This is a genomic window from Terricaulis silvestris, assembly GCF_009792355.1.
Classification (GTDB): Bacteria; Pseudomonadota; Alphaproteobacteria; order Caulobacterales; family Aquidulcibacteraceae; genus Vitreimonas; species Vitreimonas silvestris.
This window is the reverse complement of the sequence record NZ_CP047045.1, coordinates 2,606,528-2,625,826: the sequence shown is the minus strand read 5'-3', so window position 1 is coordinate 2,625,826 and position 19,299 is coordinate 2,606,528. Positions and strand designations below refer to the sequence as shown.

Sequence of the window (19,299 nt, the reverse complement as noted above, 5' to 3'; positions counted from 1 at the left end):
GAAACGCCGATTTATCTTGGCAACGCCAATAAGAATTAGCCCGTCCAAATATTGAAGCGTATGTTCCCAAGTCATGAGACTGGGGCTGGTGCTTGCGTGCGCGCTCCTTGCGCTTTCTGGTTGCGGCCGCGCGCCGTCGCCCGCGGGAAGCTACGGAGAAGAACCAACGCTACCAGCGCCGCAAGGCGGCTTGCCGACGATCAACACAGCGCACGCAACGTCGTGGCCTGAGGGCGCTGCGCCCACCGCCCCGGCGGGCTTCACAGTCACGCGCTTTGTAGAGGGGCTCGACCATCCACGATGGATATATGTGCTGCCGAACGGCGATGTGCTCGTCGCTGAAAGTGCAACGGAGCCCCAGCAAGGCGGTGGCCTCATGGGCTGGATCCGCAACAGCGTGCAACGCAGCGCCGGAGCGCTGCACGAAAGCGCTGATCGCATCACATTGCTGCGCGACTCTGACGGTGATGGCGACGTCGATGCGCGTCACGCCTTCGCAGAAAATTTGAACCAACCGCTCGGCATGGTGCTGGTGGGCGATTATTTCTACGTCGCCAACACCGATTCCGTTGTGCGCTTCCGCTACACCACTGACGCCGTGCGCGTCCCTGGTCAGGGCGAGATCATCTTGCGCCTGCCGCATCGCGACGGCGACAACGGACATTGGACGCGCAATCTCATCGCCAACGAAGCCGGCACGAAGCTCTACGTTTCCGTGGGCTCATCCTCCAACATCGCAGATAATGGCATCGAAGCGGAGGAGGGGCGCGCCGCGATCTGGGAATTCGATCCCGACGGCGAAAATGCCCGCATCTTTGCGTCCGGCTTGCGCAACCCAGTCGGCATGGGCTGGTCGGGTGGCGACGCCAATGCGCTTTGGGTGGCGGTCAATGAACGCGACATGCTCGGCGACAATCTTGTGCCGGACTACATCACCAGCGTGCGCGACGGCGGCTTTTACGGTTGGCCGTTCTCGTACTGGGGCCGCACCATCGACGAACGTGTCACCCCGCAGCGGCCAGAACTTGTCGCGACCGCGCTTACGCCAGACTATGCGCTGGGCGCCCATACCGCTTCGCTTGGCTTACACTTCTATCACTACGATGGCTTTCCGGAGCGCTATTGGGGCGGCGCCTTCGTCGGCCAGCACGGCTCATGGAACCGCAGCGAACTCGTCGGCTACAAAGTGGTCTTCGTGCCGTTCTCAAACGGCGTCCCTAGCGGCGCGCCGCAAGATTTCCTCACCGGCTTCCTGAACGCGCGCAACGAAGCGCAGGGTCGTCCGGTCGGCGTCGCCATGGATCAGACCGGCGCGTTGCTGGTGGCGGATGACGTGGGGAATATCGTTTGGCGCGTCAGCTACGATGAGCCGGCCGCGCCAGCGCAGTAGTTAGTTTCGCGCTTCGCAATGCCAGACCAGACGCTGCGACGGCTCGCCTTGCGCGAACCGCGCCAACGTTTCGTTGCGCCGCGACACAGCCGGCGCCGCGCCATCGCCACTGCAACCACGGCCAGCGCCGCTTTCTTCAACGGCCTGCGTCGCCGCTGCGAAATCTTCGTCGCCGAGCGGATAACGTTCGCGGCGGAATTCGCCGGTGCCGGGATCGATGGTTAGAATGTCCATCGCGCGTACTTCGCCGAGCACGATGGCGCGTCGAAAGCGGCCTTCCTCGATTGGCGCATAGAGCGTGCGTTCGTTGACACAGAGGTTGCCCGACGCGGTGAAGCTCATGTCGGACACGCCTTGAGAGCCGACGCTGGCTTCGCGGTCTAATGCACAGCTAATTGAACCGCTAAACGCCTCGGGAATTTCCGCCTGCGCCGGTTGGCTCTCCGCTTGCGCACGCAGCAGCGCGATACCCGCCGCCACGATCAGGATCGCCGCCACAGCCGCGCCGCCGACAATCGCGACAACGCCAACTCGCCGTCGCGGCGCTTCGAACGGCTCAGGGTCGTGATGTGGCGTTGTCACTTGGGCATGGCCATTGCCGTTGGCCTGCCCGCGCCGGCGCGACAGCACCACAGCGCCCAGCACACACACCGCTACGAACAGCGCCAACGTGCCGCCGATTAGGATGACGACCGCGATCCGAGTCAGCCGATCGGCGGTCTCGAGCTTGTTCGCTAGTTCTTCGTTCTGTGTCTGTAGCGCGTTGATGGTCGCGGTGCGCTCGGCTTCTGCGCGCTCCGTGAAGGTGAGGCACCGCTCGTCGCTCAGGGTCGGCGAGACACCGGCCTCATCGAGAAATTGCAGCAATTGGCCCGCGCGGGTGGAGACGCCGCGGGTCTCGCGCGTGTCGGCGCCGGAGACGTGCCAGGCGTTCACACCGATGACGCGTCCGCACTCGTCCAACAAAGGTCCGCCGGAAGAGCCGGAGGAAATCACCGCTTGGTGGTTGATGGTCGGGATCGTGTCGCCGGTCGGCGCGCGATCGCGCAGCGATGCGATCTGGCCGGACGTGCGCGAAGCGGGGGTAGGGCGCAGCAAGTCGGCGCCGCTCGCGCCCTGGTAGTCCACATCGGGGTAGCCCAGCGCCACCACGCCATCGCCGGCGTGCGGTTCGACTGTGGAAATCGTTAGCGGCAGAATGTCGGGCCCGCCGCTGAATTCCAGCAACGCCAGTTCGGTCAGCGGCGAATATCGGATGATCCGCGCCGAGAGCAGTCCGTCGCCATCCGGCGGTATAATGGCCACGCCATATTCCGGCCGTTGCCGCGCCGGCGCGACCACGTGGGCATTGGTTACAACCAGGTTTGGCGCGACCAAAAATCCCGAGCCCGAACCGTAGAGCATCCGGCCGTCGGGGCTTTCGAGGATAACGACGACACGCACGATGCCGCGCTCGGCTTCATCGACGCTGGTTTGCGCCGCCGCCGAGCCCGCCAGCGCCAGAAAAAGCGCAGCCGCTACAAACCTTAACGCCCTGGAGATCAAGAATTCCCCGCCCTGATCAGGTTGTCCCACCGTAATAATCGGGCGCCATCACGCGCCCCGCAAGGACGCGCGCCAGTTGGGCGCGATGTGTGTCTTACCCGTCATTACGGCGCCGGTGTGATGAAAAGCGGTCTGGGCCTTGCATCCCTGTCAGCATCGCGGCAAGTCCACTGCGTCGGCAGCGGGGGCGGTCGGCGGCTTGGATCGCGCGAACCGCGCTGCATGGTTCCCGCGGCGCATGCCCCCATCGCCCTCATTTCGGCTCTTAACTGCGCTCTAAGGGCCGGCGCCTTCTCAATATTGTTAAGAATGCCGCGTTAAGCCCAAGGAAGGGCTTGATTCGGCCGAAGGCCAAGCGGCGAGGGTAGTCACAGAATGCTCGGCAATATGTTCGGTCTCGTTGCGCCAGATTTGGCCATCGATCTCGGGACCGCGAACACGCTGATCCACGTCAAAGGACGCGGCATCGTTCTCGATGAGCCGTCCGTGGTTGCGTACGTCAACGAAGGCGGCCGCAAGGTCGTTTATGCGGTTGGCGCCGAAGCCAAGACCATGCTCGGCAAGACCCACCGCAACATGGAAGTCATCCGTCCGCTCCGCGACGGCGTCATCGCCGACTTCGACGTGGCCGAGGAGATGATCAAGCAATTCATCCGCAAGGTGCTCCCACGCCCCGCGCTGATCTCGCCGCAGATCGTCATCTGCGTGCCGACGGGCGCAACGCCAGTTGAGCGCCGTACTATCCTCGAAAGCGCCCAAGCATCCGGCGCGCGCCGCGTGAAGCTGATCGAAGAACCGGTGGCCGCAGCACTCGGCGCCGGCCTGCAGATCGACGATCCCTCGGGCTGCATGGTCGTCGACATTGGCGGCGGCACTACGGAAATCGCTGTGCTTTCGCTGGGCGGCCTAGTCTGGTCGCGTTCGCTCCGCGAAGCTGGCGACAAGATGGACGAAGCGATCATCCAATATCTGCGCCGCCATGAGAATCTGATGATCGGCGATAGCACCGCCGAGCGCATCAAAAAGGAAATCGGCACAGCCAAAGCGCCGGACACCGGCTCGGGCATGTCGATGCCGATCAAGGGCCGCGACAATCTCTCCGGCGTGCCGAAGGAAATCACCGTCAACGAAGCCATGGTCGCCGAAGCGCTGGCCGACCCGGTCACCCGCATCGTTGACGCCGTGCGCCAAGCCTTCGAGCAAATGCCTCCAGAACTCGCCGCGGACATCTACGACCACGGCCTCATGCTCACAGGCGGCGGCGCGCTGCTGCGCAATCTCGATACGGTTCTGCAAGAACGCATCTCGATCCGCGTTTCGGTTGCGGACGATCCGCTCCGGTGTGTGGTGAAGGGCTGTGGAATCGCACTCGACACCATAAATTCGTCGGAAGCGCGCCGTTTGCTATCCGAAGAAGTCTAAGCGCGGCTAACGAAGGGCGGTCATGGCCAGGCGCAGAAGCGGTGTGCGGCGAGCAGGTGCGGGCAGACGCATCCCGCCAGGCGTGATGCTGGGCATCGCGCTCGCTATCGGCGCCGTGATCCTGGTCGCCGTCCAAGCCAACAACAACACCGTCAGCCAAGCCGCGCAACAAGCCGGAGATGGCGCAGCTGGTGCGGCTGGTCGCGTTGCGACCGGTCCAGCGCGCGCCGGCGAAGATCTGTTCTCACGTCTCGGCGGCATGTGGACAGCGACGTCCCGGATCGAAGAGCTCGAGCGCGAAAACCGCGAACTCCAAGCCTGGCGCGAACTGGCCGAGCGTCTTGCCGAGCGCAACGCGCGCTACGAACAATTGCTCCGCATGCCGGCGGATCGCTTTGGCGAAGGCGCCGACATCGATGACTCAATCGCCGCGCAACTCGTGCTCGATAGCGGCGGACCGTTCACGCGCACGCTAGTTGCCAACGCCGGCAGCGATCACGGCGTCCGCGTCGGCTACATCGCCGTGAACGAGAACGGCTTGATCGGCCGCGTGGTCTCAGTCGGCCGCCGCTCGGCGCGCGTGCTGATGCTGGACGACTACAATTCGCGCATCCCGGTAATGGGCGATGCGTCTCGCGTGCGCGCCGTGCTGGCAGGGCAGGCGACACGTCCGCCCGATCTCTATACCCACCCGTTCCAGATGCAGGCGCCGCGCTTGGATTACATCGTCGGCGCGCAAAGCCTGCGTGAAGGCGAGCGCGTGGTCACGTCGGGCGACGGCGGCCTCTACCCGCGCGGCATCCCGGTCGGCATTGCGCGATCGAGCGGCGACGGCCAATGGCGCGTCGCGCTCGCCGCCTCGCAACGTCCGATCGATTTCGTGCGCATCCTGCCGTTCGTCGGCATTGATCGCCCGGAGGACGCGCCGGTCGCGGACGAAGGTCCGCCGCTTGGGGCATCGTCGTCCGTCTCCGCCATCGGCCGCGAAACCGTCGCGCCGCCGCCCACCGCGCCAACTGCGCCGCCGGTACCGCGTCCGCGCCGCGTCGCCGCGCAGGACGCCGCCGCAACGCCGACGATCTCTCCCGCGCCGGCCGAAGCCGCGCCGCCGCAACCACAACCGGAAGCGCCGCCCGCGGCGCCGCAACAATGAACGCGCTCCGCATTCCAAGCCGCGACACGCTGCGCGCTTGGGGCTTCGCGTTCGCGGTGCTGAGCGTGATTCTGCCGGCGCTCCCGCTCGGCCCGGTGTTCGCGCAACCGCCGTTGCCGCTCGCTGTGCTGTGGGCCGCCTATGGCTGGGCCGCTGAAGACGAAAGCGGCTGGCGCGCGCCGATCACGCTGGCGTTTCTCGGCCTGCTGCATGATCAACTCGCAGGCGGACCGTACGGCCTGTTCGTGGTGCTTTATCTCTCCGCCTATCTCGTTGGCCGCGTCGCCGCTGTCGCGATGTCGGCGCCGAACCTCGTGTCGCTTTGGGGTGGATTCATCGTCACCGCGCTCATCACCATTGGGATCGCATACTTCGTCGCGCCGCTCGGCCTTGGCCGCAACGTGTCGGTCGCGCCGTACGCCGAAGCCGCGATCATCACCGCCGTTATCTTCCCGCTGGTGCGCCCGCTCTACATGAGCGCCTCCGCCAGCCAGCGACCGGGAGCACGGCGATGAGTCGCGGCAAGCGCGTCGGCTCGACGCTTCCGAAACGCGACTCCAACGTGATCTTCACGCGCCGCGCCGCTTTGATGAGCTTCGTCGGCGCCGGCGTGATGGGCGCGATCCTGTTTCGTATGGCGCAGCTGCAGGCCACCAACCTGATCAGCCGCGAATACACCGCCGCCGCCGACGACAACCGCTTCGACACCCGCATCATCGCACCGCCGCGCGGCGTCATCTACGACCGCTTTGGTGTCGTGCTGGCGCAAACCAGCAAGGATTACCAAGTTTCCGTCATTCAAAATGACGTCGAAGACATGGAGGACGTGGTCGGGCGTGTCGCGCAGATTCTCGGGCTCAATGCCGAATGGGCGCGCCGCGCCATCATCCGCGTGCGCAGCGGTTCACGCTACGAGCCCCAGCCTCTGAAAGAAGGGCTGACGTGGGAAGAGTTCAACGCCATCAACGTGCGCTTGCCTGAACTGCGCGGCATCGTCGCCAATTCCGCTGACGTTCGCGCCTATCCGTTCGATGTCGTGTACGCGCACCCGATAGGTTACGTGCAGAAGCCGACGCAACACGATCTCGAGCGGGCGATCGAGGAAGATCCTGTCGGCGGCCAGAGTCGCTCGGTGTATTTGCGCAATCCCCATGTGCGCGTCGGTAAGGCCGGCCTCGAAGCGTCGATGGAAACGGTGCTGCATGGCGAAGCCGGCTGGCGCAAAGTCATCGTCAACGCGCGCGGCGTGGAGCAGGGCGAAGACGAGAGTGAACGTCGGGAGCCGGTGCGTGGTTCGGGCGTCGTGCTCACGATCGATCACGAACTGCAGCGCACAGCGATGCAGAGCTTCGGCGATCAGGCGGGTTCCGCAGTCGTGATGGACATCTTCAATGGTGACATCTTGGTGATGGCGTCGACACCGACGTTCGATCCCAACCAATTCGTCAACGGCATCGCGCAAGCGCCGTTCGCGGTTTTGAACGAGGACGAGAAGAAGCCGCTCTTCAACAAAGCCATCTCCGGCGGCTATCCACCGGGCTCGACGTTTAAGCTCATGGTCGGCATCGCCGCCAAGCAAGCTGGCGTCGAGGACGACTGGCACATCAACTGCCCGGGCTATTTCCCGTTCGGCGGGCGCAACTTCCATTGCTGGAAGCGCGGCGGCCACGGCCGCATCAACATGAACCGCGCCATCAAGGAAAGCTGCGACGTCTTTTTCTACCAAGCGGCCTTGCGCGCCGGCCCTGAACGTATCGCGACCACAGCGCGCGAGTTCGGCTTCGGCCTCGCCCACGATGTCTCGCTGCCCAACGTTCAGCGCGGCCTGGTGCCCGATCCGGAATGGTGGCTAGCCAACCGGCACGAACGCTGGACCGCGGGCCTCACCGTGAACTATGGCATCGGCCAAGGCTCGCTCGTCGTCACGCCGTTACAGCTCGCGACGATGGCGGCGCGCATCGCCAACAATGGCCGCGCCGTGCTGCCGCGCTTGGTGCGTGAAGCGCCCGGCGTCACTGATCCGCCCACGCCAGCGATCTTGCCGGACATATCGCCGGAGCATCTGCTTGCGATCCGCCAAGGCATGTTCGGCGTCGCCAACGAAGGCGGTGGCACCGCCACGCGCGCGGGCAACATGATCCAATGCGTTCGCCGTCCGGATGGCGTCATCATAGACGCAGCGGGCGCGCCGCCAGGCTGCACGCCGGTCCAGATCGCCGGCAAAACCGGCACCGCGCAAGCGCGTGTCATTACCGCGGCCGAGCGCGCCGGCGGTGTTCGCCACGATTCAGAATTGCCGTGGCGTCTGCGCGACCACGCACTGTTCGTTTCGTTCGGGCCTTACGACAATCCGCGCTACGCCGCCGCTGTCGTCATGGAGCACGGCGGCCACCTCAACTACCAGCTCGACGCGTCGCCGATCACCGCCATGATCTTGCGCCAAGCTTTCCTGCGTGACACTGCCAACCGCCCGCCGGCGCGGCTGGCGCAGCTTGAAGCGGGGACACGGGCATGACGGCGCTCTCCATCGGCTCAAGTCCGAACACAATTTTCGACCGCTTCCGCAAGCTCAACTGGGGCATCATCACGATCCTCGTGGCGCTCGCCTTCGTCGGCGTGCTGATGCACTTTTCGGTTTCATCCGGCGCGTGGACGGAAATGCCGCTGACGCACGGCATGCGTTTCGCCGTGCTGCTCTCGATCCTGCTGCTCAGTGCGATGTTCCTGGATACACGCTTCTGGCTCGCGATCGCTTATCCGCTCTACGCCGTAGGGCTGCTCTTGCTTGTCGGCGTTGAAGTCGCGGGCGCGACGCGCATGGGCGCCACGCGCTGGCTCGATATCGGGCCGCTTTCGCTGCAGCCGTCCGAGATCATGAAGATTGGCATCGTGCTGGCCCTGGCGCGCTACTACCATCAGCTCGACGCGCGCCGCACCGGCACCGTGCTCTGGATCGTGCCGCCGTTTCTGATGATCGTCGCGCCTATCGCGCTGATCATGCACCAGCCTGATCTTGGTACCGCGATGCTCGTGATGTTCGCGGGGCTGATCGTGATGTTCTTGGGCGGTCTGTTGTGGCGGATCATTGCGGCGGGCGCGATCGTCGCTGTCGGCGGCGCCATCTTCGCCTACACAAGTCTGTTGCACGGCTATCAGCGCGACCGCGTCAACGTCTTCCTCGGCATCACCGACGATCCGCTCGGCGCCGGCTACCACGTGCTGCAATCGAAGATCGCGATCGGCTCCGCCGGACTTTTTGGTCGCGGCTATTTGCAAGGCACGCAAAGCCAGCTCGACTTCCTGCCGGAAAAGCACACCGACTTCATCTTCACGATGATCGTCGAGGAATTCGGCCTGCTCGGTGGCGCGCTGGTGCTTGGGCTGTTCGGCGCGCTGATGGCGTTGACGATGCAAGTGGCGCTGCGCGCACGTTCGTTGTTTGGCAAACTCGCCGCCGCCGGAGTGGCCGCCACGCTAGCGTGCTACGTCTTCATCAATACGGCGATGGTGATCGGCCTCGTACCAGTGGTCGGCATTCCGCTGCCCATCATCAGCTTCGGCGGCACCGCGATGTTCACGCTGATGGCCGGATACACGATCGTGCTCAGCATCGACTTGCACCGTGACCAGCACGGAGCGCGCGGCTGGCTGTGGTAATTACCAGGCCGCGCGATCCGCCATCCAATCGGTCGCGCGCACCAGCGCATCGACAATGCCAGGCTCTAGCGAGCTGTGTCCTGCGTCGTGGATGATCTCCAGCTCCGCTTCCGGCCAGCGTTGCTTCAATTCCCACGCTGACGTTAGCGGCGTGCACATATCGTAGCGTCCGTGCGCGATCCGGCAGGGGATGTGGCGTAAGAGCGGCGCCTGATCCAACAGCCAGCCATCGTGTTCAAAGAAGCCGCCGTTCATGAAATAGTGGTTCTCAATCCGCGCGAACGCTTCGACGAACCGATCCTCATTGAACCGCGAAGGCAGCGCACTCGGCCCCGCGATGGAGATCGTCTCGCCTTCCCAGCGCGCCCAGACCCGCGCCGCCGCCAGCCGCGTCGCCCAATCGTTGGAGGTCAGCCGCGTGTTAAACGCTGTCAGCAGATCGCCGCGCTCGTTTTCCGGGATCACGCCGACATACCGCGCGAAGGCGTCCGGATACACGTGGCTCGCGCCGTTCTGATAGAACCAATCGATCTCACTCTTCCGCAGCAGAAAAATTCCACGCAGCACCAGACCCGCGACCCGCTCCGGATGCTTTGCCGCGTACGCCAGCGCCAGCGTCGAGCCCCACGAACCGCCGAACACCAACCACTTGTCGATCCCGAGCTTCTCGCGCACGCGCTCCATGTCGGCGACGAGATCCCAGGTGGTGTTCTCGCGCACCTCCGCGTGCGGCGTCGAGCGGCCGCAGCCGCGCTGATCCATCATCACGATGCGATAGCGCTGCGGATCGAAGAAGCGGCGCATTTCCGGCGACAGCCCTCCGCCAGGTCCGCCATGGAGCGCCACCACCGGACGCCCGCGCATGTTGCCACTCGTTTCCATGTAAATGGAATGCAGGTCCGAAACCTTCAGCATCTCACCATGCGAGGCTTCGATGGCAGGGTAGAGGTCGCGGCGCGGTGGCGTGGATTGTCCGTACATGACGCTTGGTTAGGAGCGTGCGCCGCCACGGGCAAGCCGCCGTTTCACCTCTCCCGTTGAAATTGCCTAAGTGCTAGGCGCTGTGGGTGAGCGCCGAACCAACCCCCACACCGTTGCTCGCCTCCCGCGCTGTGCGCGTGACGCTGGTGATGTCGTGTCTCTACACGGCGGCCGGTGTGATTCTGGTTTTCCTGCCGCGTTGGCTGGAGGCCGAACGCGGCTTGACCGGCGCCGAGATCGGCGCGGTGCTTTCGCTGCCGCAACTGGCGCGCATCCTCATCGGCCCCACCATCGCGCATTGGGCCGACGGCGTCGCCGACCGCCGCACGCCGTTGCGCCTTATCTCGATCGCCGCCGTCGCCGCCTACGCCGTGTTCTTCTTCCTCGCCAGCGGCTTCTGGCAGCTGCTTATCTTCGGTCTCATCGCGCTATCGCTGTCGCAAACCCTGACGCCCCTGATTGAAGCAGCGACGCTTCGCGCCACCGCGGACGGGCGCATTCCATACGGCGTCGCGCGCGGCATCGGCTCGGTCGCGTTCATGTTCGCCAACATTGTCGGCGGCCTGCTCGTGGCGCGCTTCGGCGTCGGCGCGACGGTCGCTTGGGTGCTGCTGTCGCTCGCGAGCGTGTGCGCATCGTCGTGGCTTGCGATGCTGCCAGACCCACCGCCGCAGCATGTCGTGACACAGCGCGCCGGGTTCAGCCGCATCGCGGAGCTGATGCGCAACCGCCGCTTTGTGATCCTGATTTTCGCGTGCGGCCTGATCCAATGCGCACACGCGTTCTACTACGGCTTCTCGACGCTGGTCTGGCGCGAGCAGGGGATTCCCGCTGAGATTGTCGGCCTGTTGTGGGCGTTCGGCGTCGCGGTTGAAGTCATCTTCCTCTGGTGCTTGCCGCCGATCGAGCGCCGCACCACGCCGGAAGCGCTGATCATAATCGGCTCGATTGGCGCAGTGATCCGGTGGGTCGCCATGGGCTTCGCGCCGACCGGCTTCATCCTCTGGCCGCTTCAGGCGCTGCACGTGTTCAGCTTCGCCGCCGCCCATATCGGCGCCATGCGTCTATTGTTCCGTGACACGCCGGAATCCTCCGCCGCCACCGCGCAAACGCTCTACGCAGGGCTATCCGCGGGTTTGCTCATGGGCATGGCCACGCTTTTGTCTGGCGCGCTCTACGATGCTGTTGGCGCGCAAGGATACTGGGCCATGGCAGGGATCGCTGTCGCGGGCGGCGCGTTAGCGCTTCTGTTACTCGAGCGGCGCGCCTCGAAAGCAACACCTCGTTAACTATTTTTCGCCTGCTGCGAGAACTTCGCCAACCAGCAGCGCGCGCAGCCGTTCTTTGCCTAATATTTTCTGTTAGCCCCTAATGGTTGACGGGCAGAAAGCCTGAAGGGACGCGTTTTATGGCCGCTGAGGCCGCATTCGACTTCCAGGAGAACGGCCGTGGGCCGGTCCTGTCGCTCTCCGGCGACTGGACCGTGGACACCATTGCCGCGCTGGAAGCCGAGCTGCGCGCGGTTGCGAACCGGTTAAAGCCGGGCGCCGTGGTCGACGTCTCCAATCTCGGCCGCATGGATGTGGCTGGCGCCTATCTGCTCGACCGCACCTTCCGCGAAAGCCCCGCCGGCGACAAAGCCCGCATCGCCATTCGCGGCGACCACTCCAACGCCATGCGTTTGCTCGCCGCCGCGCGCAAATCCATCGCGCCCATCGTGGAAAAACCGCAGCGCCCGACCGGCCTCAACGGTTTCCTCGAACGAGTCGGCCGCATTATGGCTTCGATCGGCCACGAGATCATCGATACCGTTTCGTTTCTAGGCGAAACGCTCGTCGTGCTGTCGCGCCTCGTCACCAATCCTCGCCGCATTCGCTGGGTCTCCGTCGTCCACACGATGGAAGTGGCGGGTCTCAACGCAATGCCGATCGTTGCGCTGCTGGCGTTTTTTATCGGCATGGTCGTTGCCTATCTCGGCGCGCGCATCCTTGGCGATTTTGGCGCTTCCGTGTTCACGGTCGAGCTCGTGGCGTTTTCGATGCTGCGCGAATTCGGCGTCGTCATCACCGCCGTGCTGCTCGCGGGCCGCACCAACAGCGCCTTCACCGCCGAGATCGGCGCCATGAAGATGCGCCAGGAAATCGACGCCATGCGCGTCATCGGCATCGATCCGATGGAAGCGCTGGTCGCACCGCGCGTCATCGCCATGCTGATCATGACGCCGATTCTCACCTTCGCCGCCATGATGGCCGGCATGTTCGGCGGCTTGCTCGTCACCTGGGGCGAACTCGGCGTCAGTCCCAACATGTTCTTCGCGCGTATTTCCGAGGTGGTACCGGCCCAGCATTTCTGGGTCGGATTCTCCAAGGCTGCGCCGTTCGCGCTCGTGCTTACCATCATCGCCTGCAAGCAGGGACTCTCTGTCGGCGGCGATGTCGGCTCGCTCGGCCGCAAAGTCACGTCGTCCGTGGTGCAGGCCATCTTCATGGTCATCCTGATGGATGCGTTGTTCGCGCTCTGGTTCCTGGAGTTGGACCTGTGAGTGAGGAGATCGCCATCCGCGTTCGGGGTCTTGTCACACGCTTCGGCGAGCAGACCGTACACAACGGGCTCGACCTCGATGTGCGCCGTGGTGAGATCATGGGCGTTGTCGGCCCGTCCGGTACTGGCAAGTCTGTGTTGCTGCGAGAGGTCGTCGGCCTGGAGACGCCGACGGAAGGCGAGATCAGCTTCCCGTGTTTTGAAGAGGACGAGCGCAAGCCGCGCCTCGGCGTCATGTTCCAGGACGGCGCGCTGTTTTCCAATCTCACCGTGCTCGAAAATGTCGAAGCGCCGCTGCGCGAGCACACGCGTATTTCTGCACACCTCCGGAGCGAGATCGCCGGCCTGAAGCTCACCATGGCCGGCCTTGGTCCTGACGCGTTCTACAAAAAGCCGGCGCAAATTTCCGGCGGCATGCGCAAGCGCGCCGCCGTCGCACGCGCACTCGCGCTAGATCCGGAACTGTTGTTCCTCGACGAGCCGACAGCGGGCCTGGATCCGATCGGCGCCGAGAACTTTGATCGCATGACCGAGGAACTCGCACGCTCGCTGGGCCTCACGGTTTTTTTGGTTACGCACGACCTCGATACGCTGCACGCGATCTGCGACCGCGTCGCTGTTCTCTACGAAGGCAAAGTCGCGGCACTCGGAACGATCGAAGAGATCGTCGCCGACGCTGACGGCTGGGTGAAGGAATATTTCTCAGGACCGCGCGGACGCGCAGCAGGGCGCGCCGCCGGAGGGTGATGAGATGGAAACGAAGGCACACTACGTAATGATAGGCGCGGCGACCGTGATCGGCGCCGTCCTCATCATGTTGTTCGCGATGTGGATGTCGACCGGTGACCTCCGCCGCGGCTTCAATCAATACGACGTCGTCTTCGACGACCCGGTGCGCGGGCTCACCGAAGGCGGCGAAGTGCGCTTCAACGGCATCAAGGTCGGCGAAGTGGAGTCGCTGCGCATCGATCCCGACAACACCAACCGCGTCATCGCCCGCATCCGCGTCTCCAGCGATGTGCCGGTCAAGACAGACACCGAGGCTCAGCTTGAGCCGATCGGTCTCACCGGCGTGACGTTGATCCAGCTTTCACCCGGCGGCGCTGAGTCTGAATTGCTGCGCAGCGACATGTTCGGCGGCCCGCTGCCGCGCATCGTCGGCCGCGGCAGCCAAGTCGACGAACTGCTCGCGCGCTCGGAAGATATTGCACTGCGCGCCAGCGAAGCCATGGCCGCCGTGCGCGATCTCCTCACCGACGAAAACATCGCGCGCGTCACGCGCATCGTTGAAAACCTGGAAACGGTTTCCAACCAGCTTGCCGATCAGCGCTCCGTCATCACGCAATCCGGCGTCGCCGCTACCGAGGTCGCCACACTCGCGCGCCAGATGCAGAGCGATCTGGCTGAACTTGACCAAGTGCTGAGCCAAGTCAACGCCGCAGCCGGCGTCGCAGCCGGTGAAACGTTGCCGGAGCTGGCGCTCGCTGCGGAAGAAATTCGACGCGCCGCCGCCGGCATCAGCCGCGTCGCCAACAATCTTGAAGAAAACCCATCCGTCCTTACGCCGCGCGCGCCGCGGCCCACCGTGGAGCTGCGGCCATGAAGCGCCTCATCCTTCTTCTCGCCGCGACGAGCGCCCTCGGCGGCTGTATCTCTCTGCTGCCGAAACCGCCGCCACCGCCGCGCACCTACGTGCTGGAAGCGCAGGACGTGCAAGAGCTGCAAGGCGAACCGCTCGATGCTGTGGTGGCCGTCGCGGCGCCGACCGGCGAACGCGCGCTGCTCGGCGCTGATTTGATCTGGCGCACCGGCGACACCATCGCCTACGTGGCGGAATCGCAGTGGTCGAACCGCGCCTCGGACGCGCTGCAGCAAGTGTTAGCTGAAACCGTGATCCGCCAAGGCCGCTTCCGCGCCTCGACGCGATCCGGAGAAGCGCGTGCCGACTACGAAATTCGCTGGGAAGTGCTCGACTTCGAGGTGCGCGAAGAGACTATGACTGCACGTTTCTCCGCGGATGTGCGCCTTGTCGCCCAAGGCCGGCGCATCATCGCGTCGGAACTGGTTGTCGCTGAAGCGCCGGTCTCCGACCGCTCGTCATCGATAGCCGCTCAAGCGCTTGCGCGCGCCGCCCGTGAAGGCAGCGCGCGCATTGGGATGTTTGCGGCAGATGCGGCGACCCAGGAACAAGCCCGGATCGCCGAAGAGGCTGATCAACCCAGCGCGGCGTCGATCAACAGGTAAGCGCGGACCAACTCCGAGCCTTCGCCCTTTTTCTCGCTCTTGGCGAGATCGGGACGGGCGCGGAAGGCAATTGCTACATCGTGCGCTTTCGCGTTGCGGCGAACGTGGCGCGAGATGCGGGTAACCGCACCCGGAGCGGCATCGATCACCGAACGGCGGCGGGCCGAAGCGCCATCCCGCGAATTGCGGGCGATGCGCTCAAGGTCCGAAGCGTTCAGAATGTCGCCGAGATCAACACCGGCGTCTGTCACCAGGTCGATCGCGCCAGACTTGAGCTCGGTGTCCGGATCCTTGCGGGTCGTGGACGAACCGAAGTCAGCGAGTTCGAACGCGCTTTCGTTGGCGGCGGTAGGCGTCGGCCCGTCGTCGCGCTGCGGCATGAAGTTGCCCCACGAACCGAAGCCTTTGAACACGCGCTTTGGCTCGGCAACGTCAACGCGGCCACGCGATGAACCACGGCCCACCGCAGCGGTCGCCGCGGCGTGCAACGTCGTCACTTCTTCGCGCACCATGACCGGCTCCGGCTGACGCTCGACCGGACGCTGTGCAACCGGACGCGGCGCAGGTGCTGCAACCTTCTTCGCGCCAGCGGCCGAGGCGAGGGCGCCGAGGCGCTTCTCGATCGACGCGGCGTGATAGTCGGCGGCGGCTTGGCTTTCTTCCGAAGCCATGCGAGCGGCGTGAGCGGCGTCTTGCAGCTTGGCCAGCGTCTCGGCGGCGGCGTCTTGCAACGCAACCGTTTCGGCGCGGATCAGCTGCGCAGCGCGCTTGGCCTCCTGCACGGCGGTGCGGGTCGTTTCACGAACCGCGCTCGCGGTTTCGTTGGCGGCCAGCACGGCTTCGGCAGTCGACTTCTTCGCGGTTTCGGTCAGACGCGTGGCTTGCGTTAGGCCGTCCAGCATTTCGGTCATCGAGCCGTTGAGCGAAGCGGTCGCGTGAGCGGCGCTGTCGGCGGCGTGATGGAAGGCGGCAGTGCGCTCGCCCATTTCGTGCGCCGAAGCGGCGAACGAGGACAAGTGCGACTGCAGCGCGTCCTCAGCCGCGCCGACTTCCGTCTTCACGATCTTCGACGCTTCACGCATCAGGCGGACCTGGCGGCCCACCGAGTGCGCGATCACTTCGGTCTGGCCCTTGAGGTCGGTGTTGAGTTCGACGATGGCGTCGCGCTCGACCTTGAGGGCGTAAGAGAGCTGAGCGGCGTTATCGCGCGAAGCGTTGATGGCTTCACCGAACAAGTTGGCGTTGCGCTGAGCGACCGTTTCCAGTTCCGCGAGACGATCCAGTGCGGCCGACACCGCGTCGTTCAGCGACTCGATCTCGTTCTTCACCGTGTTGGAAACGCGTTGTGCTTCCAGCTCAGCCGCTTCCGTCGGGAAGCGCGCTTGCTGGCTGAGGCGCGTCAGTTCAGTCGTCAGGTAACGCGTCTTCAGCGATTCACCGGCGGCCGAAGCAGAAACCCAGAACAGCAGAGCAGGTCCGAACGCCAAAGCGAGCAGACCGGCTTGCATCGCCGGGTCCATCGCCAACACGGCGGTGACGCCAAAATATGAAAGCGGTCCGCCGATTGCGCCGGCGATCCACACCAGGGCCGCGAGGCCGCCGGCGAAACCCGCCCACGAGAAACCGGTCTTAACCTTCGCAGGTTGCTGCGGTTCGATCACGGCCGGCTCTTCGGTCGTGTTCTCGAACTCCTGCAACGCGATGTCGCCGCGCGAGTCTTCAGCGACTTCGTCGCCGAACAACTCGAACGGATCGCGTTCGTCGTCGTCTTGGTTAAAATACATTGCGCAAACTCCCGAGCGCCCGGGTTCACAGGCGTTAACCCGCCTGGCTGCAACGGCCATGCCAACGGAGCGAGTGGAGTTCGCGCGGAGCGCGTGCGCCAAATCGGAGCAAAACGCGCGCCGGTTCACCAACGCGCGTTCAAAGTAACTTTAATGGCTGTCCCGCTTAGCCCGCGGCGGCGTCGATCAGCAGGAACGCACGCGTGGCTTCCGCGCCCATCGCCGCGCGGCCACGACCGATCAGTTCAGCAATGCGCCCGCCCTCGTGACGAAGGAATTGCATCGCATCTTGGTTAGCTTGCGGATTGCGCGCGAAGTAATCGCCCAGCTTCCGCGACGCATCCGGCGCCGCATCCCGCACCGCGCGGCGGCGCGATTGCGTGCCGGAACGTGCGCGCTGCGCAATGCGCTCAAGGCCGGATGGTGAAAACACCTCGTCAAGCTTTAACCCTGCCTGCTCGATCACCGCGACGATCGGCAAACTCGGCGCATTGGCGCGCGGATCGGAAATCTGGCGGCGCAGGTGCGCAACCGGATCTTCCGCCGGCTCGCGACGCGCCGGCTGTTGGGCGCCGCCGTCGTCGACATTGGAGAGCAGTTGCCGCCACGTCCAATCGCCCTGCGGCGGTTCACGGTCGCCGCGTTCACCAAACGGGGAGGGCTGTTGTTCGCTGCTGCGCACGCGCGGCAGAGGGCGGCTTTCCATCGAATCCGGTTGATCGCGCCATGAGGTGTCGTAGCCAGGGGCATCCGGCGCTTCGCGCATGCGCACCGGCTGCCGTGAGCGCGCCGGCGTCCCCGGCGACGGCATATCTTCCACTGCGTGGCGCGCGCCGATGGCGGCCGAGCGCGCTTCTTCAGCGGCTTCGCGCAGGCGCTCCAGCGCAATCGACGCTTCGCGTTCAACGTTAACGGCTTCGCCGCGGATCAGGTCCGCCGCACGCTTGGCGTCATCAATGGCGCGCACCGTAGTGTCGCGGATCGCTCCAGCTGTGGAGTTGGCCGCAAGCGATGCCGCATCGGCCGATTGCCGTGCCGCGTCGGTCAGACTTGTCGCCTTGGTCAAAATATCGAGCGCGTTCGAGAGCGCAGTCTCCAAACGGAGCGCCGAGTCCGCGCTCGCTTGCGCCGCGCCAGCGAGGTGCTGTGTGCGGTCCGTGATCAACGCGGCGGCCGCGCCGAACGAGGTTAAGCGATGGTCAAGCGCCTGATCCGCCGCGCGCACTTCCACTTCGGCTTGCAGCGCCGCTTCGGAGATCGCGCCGGTATGCCGTGAGATACTATTGCCGATGGTCTGCGCCTGCCGTGTCAGGTCTTCGGAGATGCGCAGCAGCTCGGTGCGCTCGTGCTCCATGCCGGAGATCATCTGGTTAGCGCCGGCCTTGGCGCGGTCGCCCATATTGTCGACCGCATCGGATTGCTGCGCGATCCGGCCTTCGACTTCCTTCAGCCGCGCCAGCGTCGCTTCCAGTGCGCGATCCAACGTCGTGATCTCACCGCGCACCGTTATTGCGAGTTGACGCGCAGCATCCTCGGCGCTGCGTTCGGGATTCATCAACCGGTCGGCGGCGTCCGCAAGCCTGCTCGCCTCGGCCCGTGCGCGGGCGCTATCCCGCGCTGCCAGCCCCGAAAACCAAGCCATCATCGCAGGCAGGAAGAGAGCGGCCGCCAAGGCAGCGATCTCTACGCCGGTGAGCGCTTGGACTCGCTCCATACCCAAAAGCGCCACCGTTGCGGCCAGTCCGCCGACGATCCAGACGCCACCCACGATGAGCGCCAGCAGCCCAAGCAGGGCACCCGGGTCGCGGGGGCGTTCGGCGTTTGGGGCAGGCGTCGTCATTCGGAGAAATTCCCACCAACGGAGGCGCGCGCGTCATCGCACGCGCCGAGCATCAACGGAAACGAAAGAAGTGAGGCCATTCAAGGGCGAACGGCAGTTACGCGAGTTGGTTACTCGCTCGGCTGCTCGCAGGTTGCCGTCGCGCAAGACGGCGCTTCGCGCGCCTCAAGGCTCACGCCGACCCAGGCCAGGGCCGCCGCCACCAGCACATCGCGGATCAAAATCAGGACTGCCAGCATGTCCTGCCTCCCTCAAAGCAGCGTCGCGTATGTGCGCCCGCGTTGTTCCGACGACAAGCGGCGCCTGCGGTTTGTTGCGCCGAATTCGCCGCCACACACCGAGCCTCGGCTTGATCGCAGGCGCTCAGAGCGCTAATTACAGCGTAATGTTACAACATAACAATCAGGCGCCGCGACAGGCCCACCTGGCCCACGCCGCCGTCGTGGGCATGCACGCGTTGTGTTGTGGCCTGCCTGCGCTGCTAATGATCGCTGTCGCCGCCGGCGCGACCTCCGGATTTACGCTTCTCTCTGGTTTTGTTACGGAATTTCACCGGTTCCTGCACGCCCACGAGCTGTGGATCTTGGCCTTGTCAGCCTCGCTTGTGGCGGCAGGGGGATACCTCGAGTTTGTGGCTCGTCGCGGCACGCATCGCCGTGGCTTCCCTTGGCTCTTCGCCTTCTCGGCCCTCTGCTTCCTGGCCAACGTCGTAATCATCGCCGTCCATCGCGCCTGACGCAGG

Annotated in this window: 17 protein-coding genes; 12 read left to right on the top strand and 5 right to left on the bottom strand. The window is 64.9% G+C overall.

From position 1 onward, the window contains the following. Nucleotides 1-73: 73 nt before the first annotated feature. Nucleotides 74-1,390: a PQQ-dependent sugar dehydrogenase gene (locus DSM104635_RS13455; protein WP_158766697.1), complete on the top strand. Its 1,317-nt coding sequence runs from the start codon at nucleotides 74-76 to the stop codon at nucleotides 1,388-1,390. Here the strand turns inward: DSM104635_RS13455 and DSM104635_RS13450 are convergent, their stop codons facing one another. Next, on the bottom strand, nucleotides 1,391-2,965 hold the full coding sequence (locus tag DSM104635_RS13450; RefSeq protein ID WP_228445690.1) for a S1 family peptidase: 1,575 nt from the start codon (nucleotides 2,963-2,965) through the stop codon (nucleotides 1,391-1,393). Between the two features lie 345 nt (nucleotides 2,966-3,310). Here DSM104635_RS13450 and DSM104635_RS13445 point away from each other — a divergent pair, with 345 nt between their 5' ends. The 5 genes from DSM104635_RS13445 to rodA are packed head-to-tail and all read left to right on the top strand — an operon-like array spanning nucleotide 3,311 to nucleotide 9,167. Next, on the top strand, nucleotides 3,311-4,357 hold the full coding sequence (locus DSM104635_RS13445; RefSeq protein WP_158766695.1) for a rod shape-determining protein: 1,047 nt from the start codon (nucleotides 3,311-3,313) through the stop codon (nucleotides 4,355-4,357). Between the two features lie 22 nt (nucleotides 4,358-4,379). Further along, complete coding sequence (locus tag DSM104635_RS13440) at nucleotides 4,380-5,510, top strand: rod shape-determining protein MreC (protein WP_158766694.1); 1,131 nt, start codon at nucleotides 4,380-4,382, stop codon at nucleotides 5,508-5,510. After that, on the top strand, nucleotides 5,507-6,025 hold the full coding sequence (locus DSM104635_RS13435) for a hypothetical protein (protein ID WP_158766693.1): 519 nt from the start codon (nucleotides 5,507-5,509) through the stop codon (nucleotides 6,023-6,025). The genes DSM104635_RS13440 and DSM104635_RS13435 overlap by 4 nt, the downstream gene beginning before the upstream one ends. Then, complete coding sequence (gene mrdA, locus DSM104635_RS13430) at nucleotides 6,022-8,025, top strand: penicillin-binding protein 2 (RefSeq protein WP_158766692.1); 2,004 nt, start codon at nucleotides 6,022-6,024, stop codon at nucleotides 8,023-8,025. Before DSM104635_RS13435 ends, mrdA begins: the two co-directional genes overlap by 4 nt. After that, on the top strand, nucleotides 8,022-9,167 hold the full coding sequence (gene rodA / locus DSM104635_RS13425) for a rod shape-determining protein RodA (RefSeq protein ID WP_158766691.1): 1,146 nt from the start codon (nucleotides 8,022-8,024) through the stop codon (nucleotides 9,165-9,167). The genes mrdA and rodA overlap by 4 nt, the downstream gene beginning before the upstream one ends. Here the strand turns inward: rodA and pip are convergent, their stop codons facing one another. Then, entirely contained in the window at nucleotides 9,168-10,148 is a 981-nt protein-coding gene (gene pip, locus DSM104635_RS13420) for a prolyl aminopeptidase (protein ID WP_158766690.1), read from the bottom strand. An 86-nt stretch (nucleotides 10,149-10,234) separates the two neighbouring features. On the opposite strand from pip, the gene DSM104635_RS13415 reads away from it, so the two are divergent. The 5 genes from DSM104635_RS13415 to DSM104635_RS13395 all read left to right on the top strand — a co-directional run bounded on the left by DSM104635_RS13415 (nucleotide 10,235) and on the right by DSM104635_RS13395 (nucleotide 14,933). Continuing rightward, the gene (locus DSM104635_RS13415; protein ID WP_158766689.1) at nucleotides 10,235-11,437 is read left to right on the top strand and encodes an MFS transporter; all 1,203 of its coding nucleotides are present in this window, start codon (nucleotides 10,235-10,237) and stop codon (nucleotides 11,435-11,437) included. Nucleotides 11,438-11,556: 119 nt separating this feature from the next. Beyond that, on the top strand, nucleotides 11,557-12,690 hold the full coding sequence (locus DSM104635_RS13410; protein WP_158766688.1) for an ABC transporter permease: 1,134 nt from the start codon (nucleotides 11,557-11,559) through the stop codon (nucleotides 12,688-12,690). Beyond that, nucleotides 12,687-13,436, top strand: a complete 750-nt coding sequence (locus DSM104635_RS13405) for an ABC transporter ATP-binding protein (RefSeq protein ID WP_228445689.1) — start codon at nucleotides 12,687-12,689, stop codon at nucleotides 13,434-13,436. Before DSM104635_RS13410 ends, DSM104635_RS13405 begins: the two co-directional genes overlap by 4 nt. A gap of 4 nt (nucleotides 13,437-13,440) precedes the next feature. After that, a complete protein-coding gene (locus DSM104635_RS13400; protein WP_158766687.1) occupies nucleotides 13,441-14,292 on the top strand; it encodes an MlaD family protein in 852 nt (283 codons plus the stop codon). After that, nucleotides 14,289-14,933 (top strand): ABC-type transport auxiliary lipoprotein family protein, encoded by a 645-nt coding sequence (locus DSM104635_RS13395; protein ID WP_158766686.1) that lies wholly within the window; start codon nucleotides 14,289-14,291, stop codon nucleotides 14,931-14,933. The genes DSM104635_RS13400 and DSM104635_RS13395 overlap by 4 nt, the downstream gene beginning before the upstream one ends. On the opposite strand, the gene DSM104635_RS13390 is transcribed toward DSM104635_RS13395, so the two are convergent. The 3 genes from DSM104635_RS13390 to DSM104635_RS20050 all read right to left on the bottom strand — a co-directional run bounded on the left by DSM104635_RS13390 (nucleotide 14,903) and on the right by DSM104635_RS20050 (nucleotide 18,796). Continuing rightward, complete coding sequence (locus tag DSM104635_RS13390) at nucleotides 14,903-16,717, bottom strand: hypothetical protein (RefSeq protein ID WP_158766685.1); 1,815 nt, start codon at nucleotides 16,715-16,717, stop codon at nucleotides 14,903-14,905. The genes DSM104635_RS13395 and DSM104635_RS13390 overlap by 31 nt on opposite strands. Before the next feature lie 166 nt (nucleotides 16,718-16,883). Continuing rightward, a complete protein-coding gene (locus tag DSM104635_RS13385; protein WP_158766684.1) occupies nucleotides 16,884-18,557 on the bottom strand; it encodes a hypothetical protein in 1,674 nt (557 codons plus the stop codon). Nucleotides 18,558-18,667: 110 nt separating this feature from the next. Next, nucleotides 18,668-18,796 carry a hypothetical protein gene (locus DSM104635_RS20050; RefSeq protein ID WP_267129033.1) on the bottom strand — a complete coding sequence of 43 codons (129 nt, stop codon included), beginning with the start codon at nucleotides 18,794-18,796 and terminating at the stop codon, nucleotides 18,668-18,670. Nucleotides 18,797-19,041: 245 nt separating this feature from the next. Here DSM104635_RS20050 and DSM104635_RS13380 point away from each other — a divergent pair, with 245 nt between their 5' ends. Further along, a complete protein-coding gene (locus DSM104635_RS13380) occupies nucleotides 19,042-19,293 on the top strand; it encodes a hypothetical protein (RefSeq protein WP_158766683.1) in 252 nt (83 codons plus the stop codon). Nucleotides 19,294-19,299 lie beyond the last annotated feature (6 nt).

Excerpts from the sequence above, each read along its gene's own strand:
- pip (WP_158766690.1), bottom strand. The coding sequence starts at position 10,148 with ATGTACGGACAATCCACGCCACCGCGCCGCGACCTCTACCCTGCCATC.
- DSM104635_RS13400 (WP_158766687.1), top strand. The coding sequence starts at position 13,441 with ATGGAAACGAAGGCACACTACGTAATGATAGGCGCGGCGACCGTGATC.
- DSM104635_RS13390 (WP_158766685.1), bottom strand. The coding sequence starts at position 16,717 with ATGTATTTTAACCAAGACGACGACGAACGCGATCCGTTCGAGTTGTTC.
- DSM104635_RS13435 (WP_158766693.1), top strand. The coding sequence starts at position 5,507 with ATGAACGCGCTCCGCATTCCAAGCCGCGACACGCTGCGCGCTTGGGGC.
- DSM104635_RS13395 (WP_158766686.1), top strand. The coding sequence starts at position 14,289 with ATGAAGCGCCTCATCCTTCTTCTCGCCGCGACGAGCGCCCTCGGCGGC.
- DSM104635_RS13385 (WP_158766684.1), bottom strand. The coding sequence starts at position 18,557 with ATGACGACGCCTGCCCCAAACGCCGAACGCCCCCGCGACCCGGGTGCC.
- mrdA (WP_158766692.1), top strand. The coding sequence starts at position 6,022 with ATGAGTCGCGGCAAGCGCGTCGGCTCGACGCTTCCGAAACGCGACTCC.
- DSM104635_RS13380 (WP_158766683.1), top strand. The coding sequence starts at position 19,042 with ATGATCGCTGTCGCCGCCGGCGCGACCTCCGGATTTACGCTTCTCTCT.
- rodA (WP_158766691.1), top strand. The coding sequence starts at position 8,022 with ATGACGGCGCTCTCCATCGGCTCAAGTCCGAACACAATTTTCGACCGC.
- DSM104635_RS13455 (WP_158766697.1), top strand. The coding sequence starts at position 74 with ATGAGACTGGGGCTGGTGCTTGCGTGCGCGCTCCTTGCGCTTTCTGGT.
- DSM104635_RS13410 (WP_158766688.1), top strand. The coding sequence starts at position 11,557 with ATGGCCGCTGAGGCCGCATTCGACTTCCAGGAGAACGGCCGTGGGCCG.
- DSM104635_RS13445 (WP_158766695.1), top strand. The coding sequence starts at position 3,311 with ATGCTCGGCAATATGTTCGGTCTCGTTGCGCCAGATTTGGCCATCGAT.
- DSM104635_RS20050 (WP_267129033.1), bottom strand. The coding sequence starts at position 18,796 with ATGCTGGCAGTCCTGATTTTGATCCGCGATGTGCTGGTGGCGGCGGCC.
- DSM104635_RS13440 (WP_158766694.1), top strand. The coding sequence starts at position 4,380 with ATGGCCAGGCGCAGAAGCGGTGTGCGGCGAGCAGGTGCGGGCAGACGC.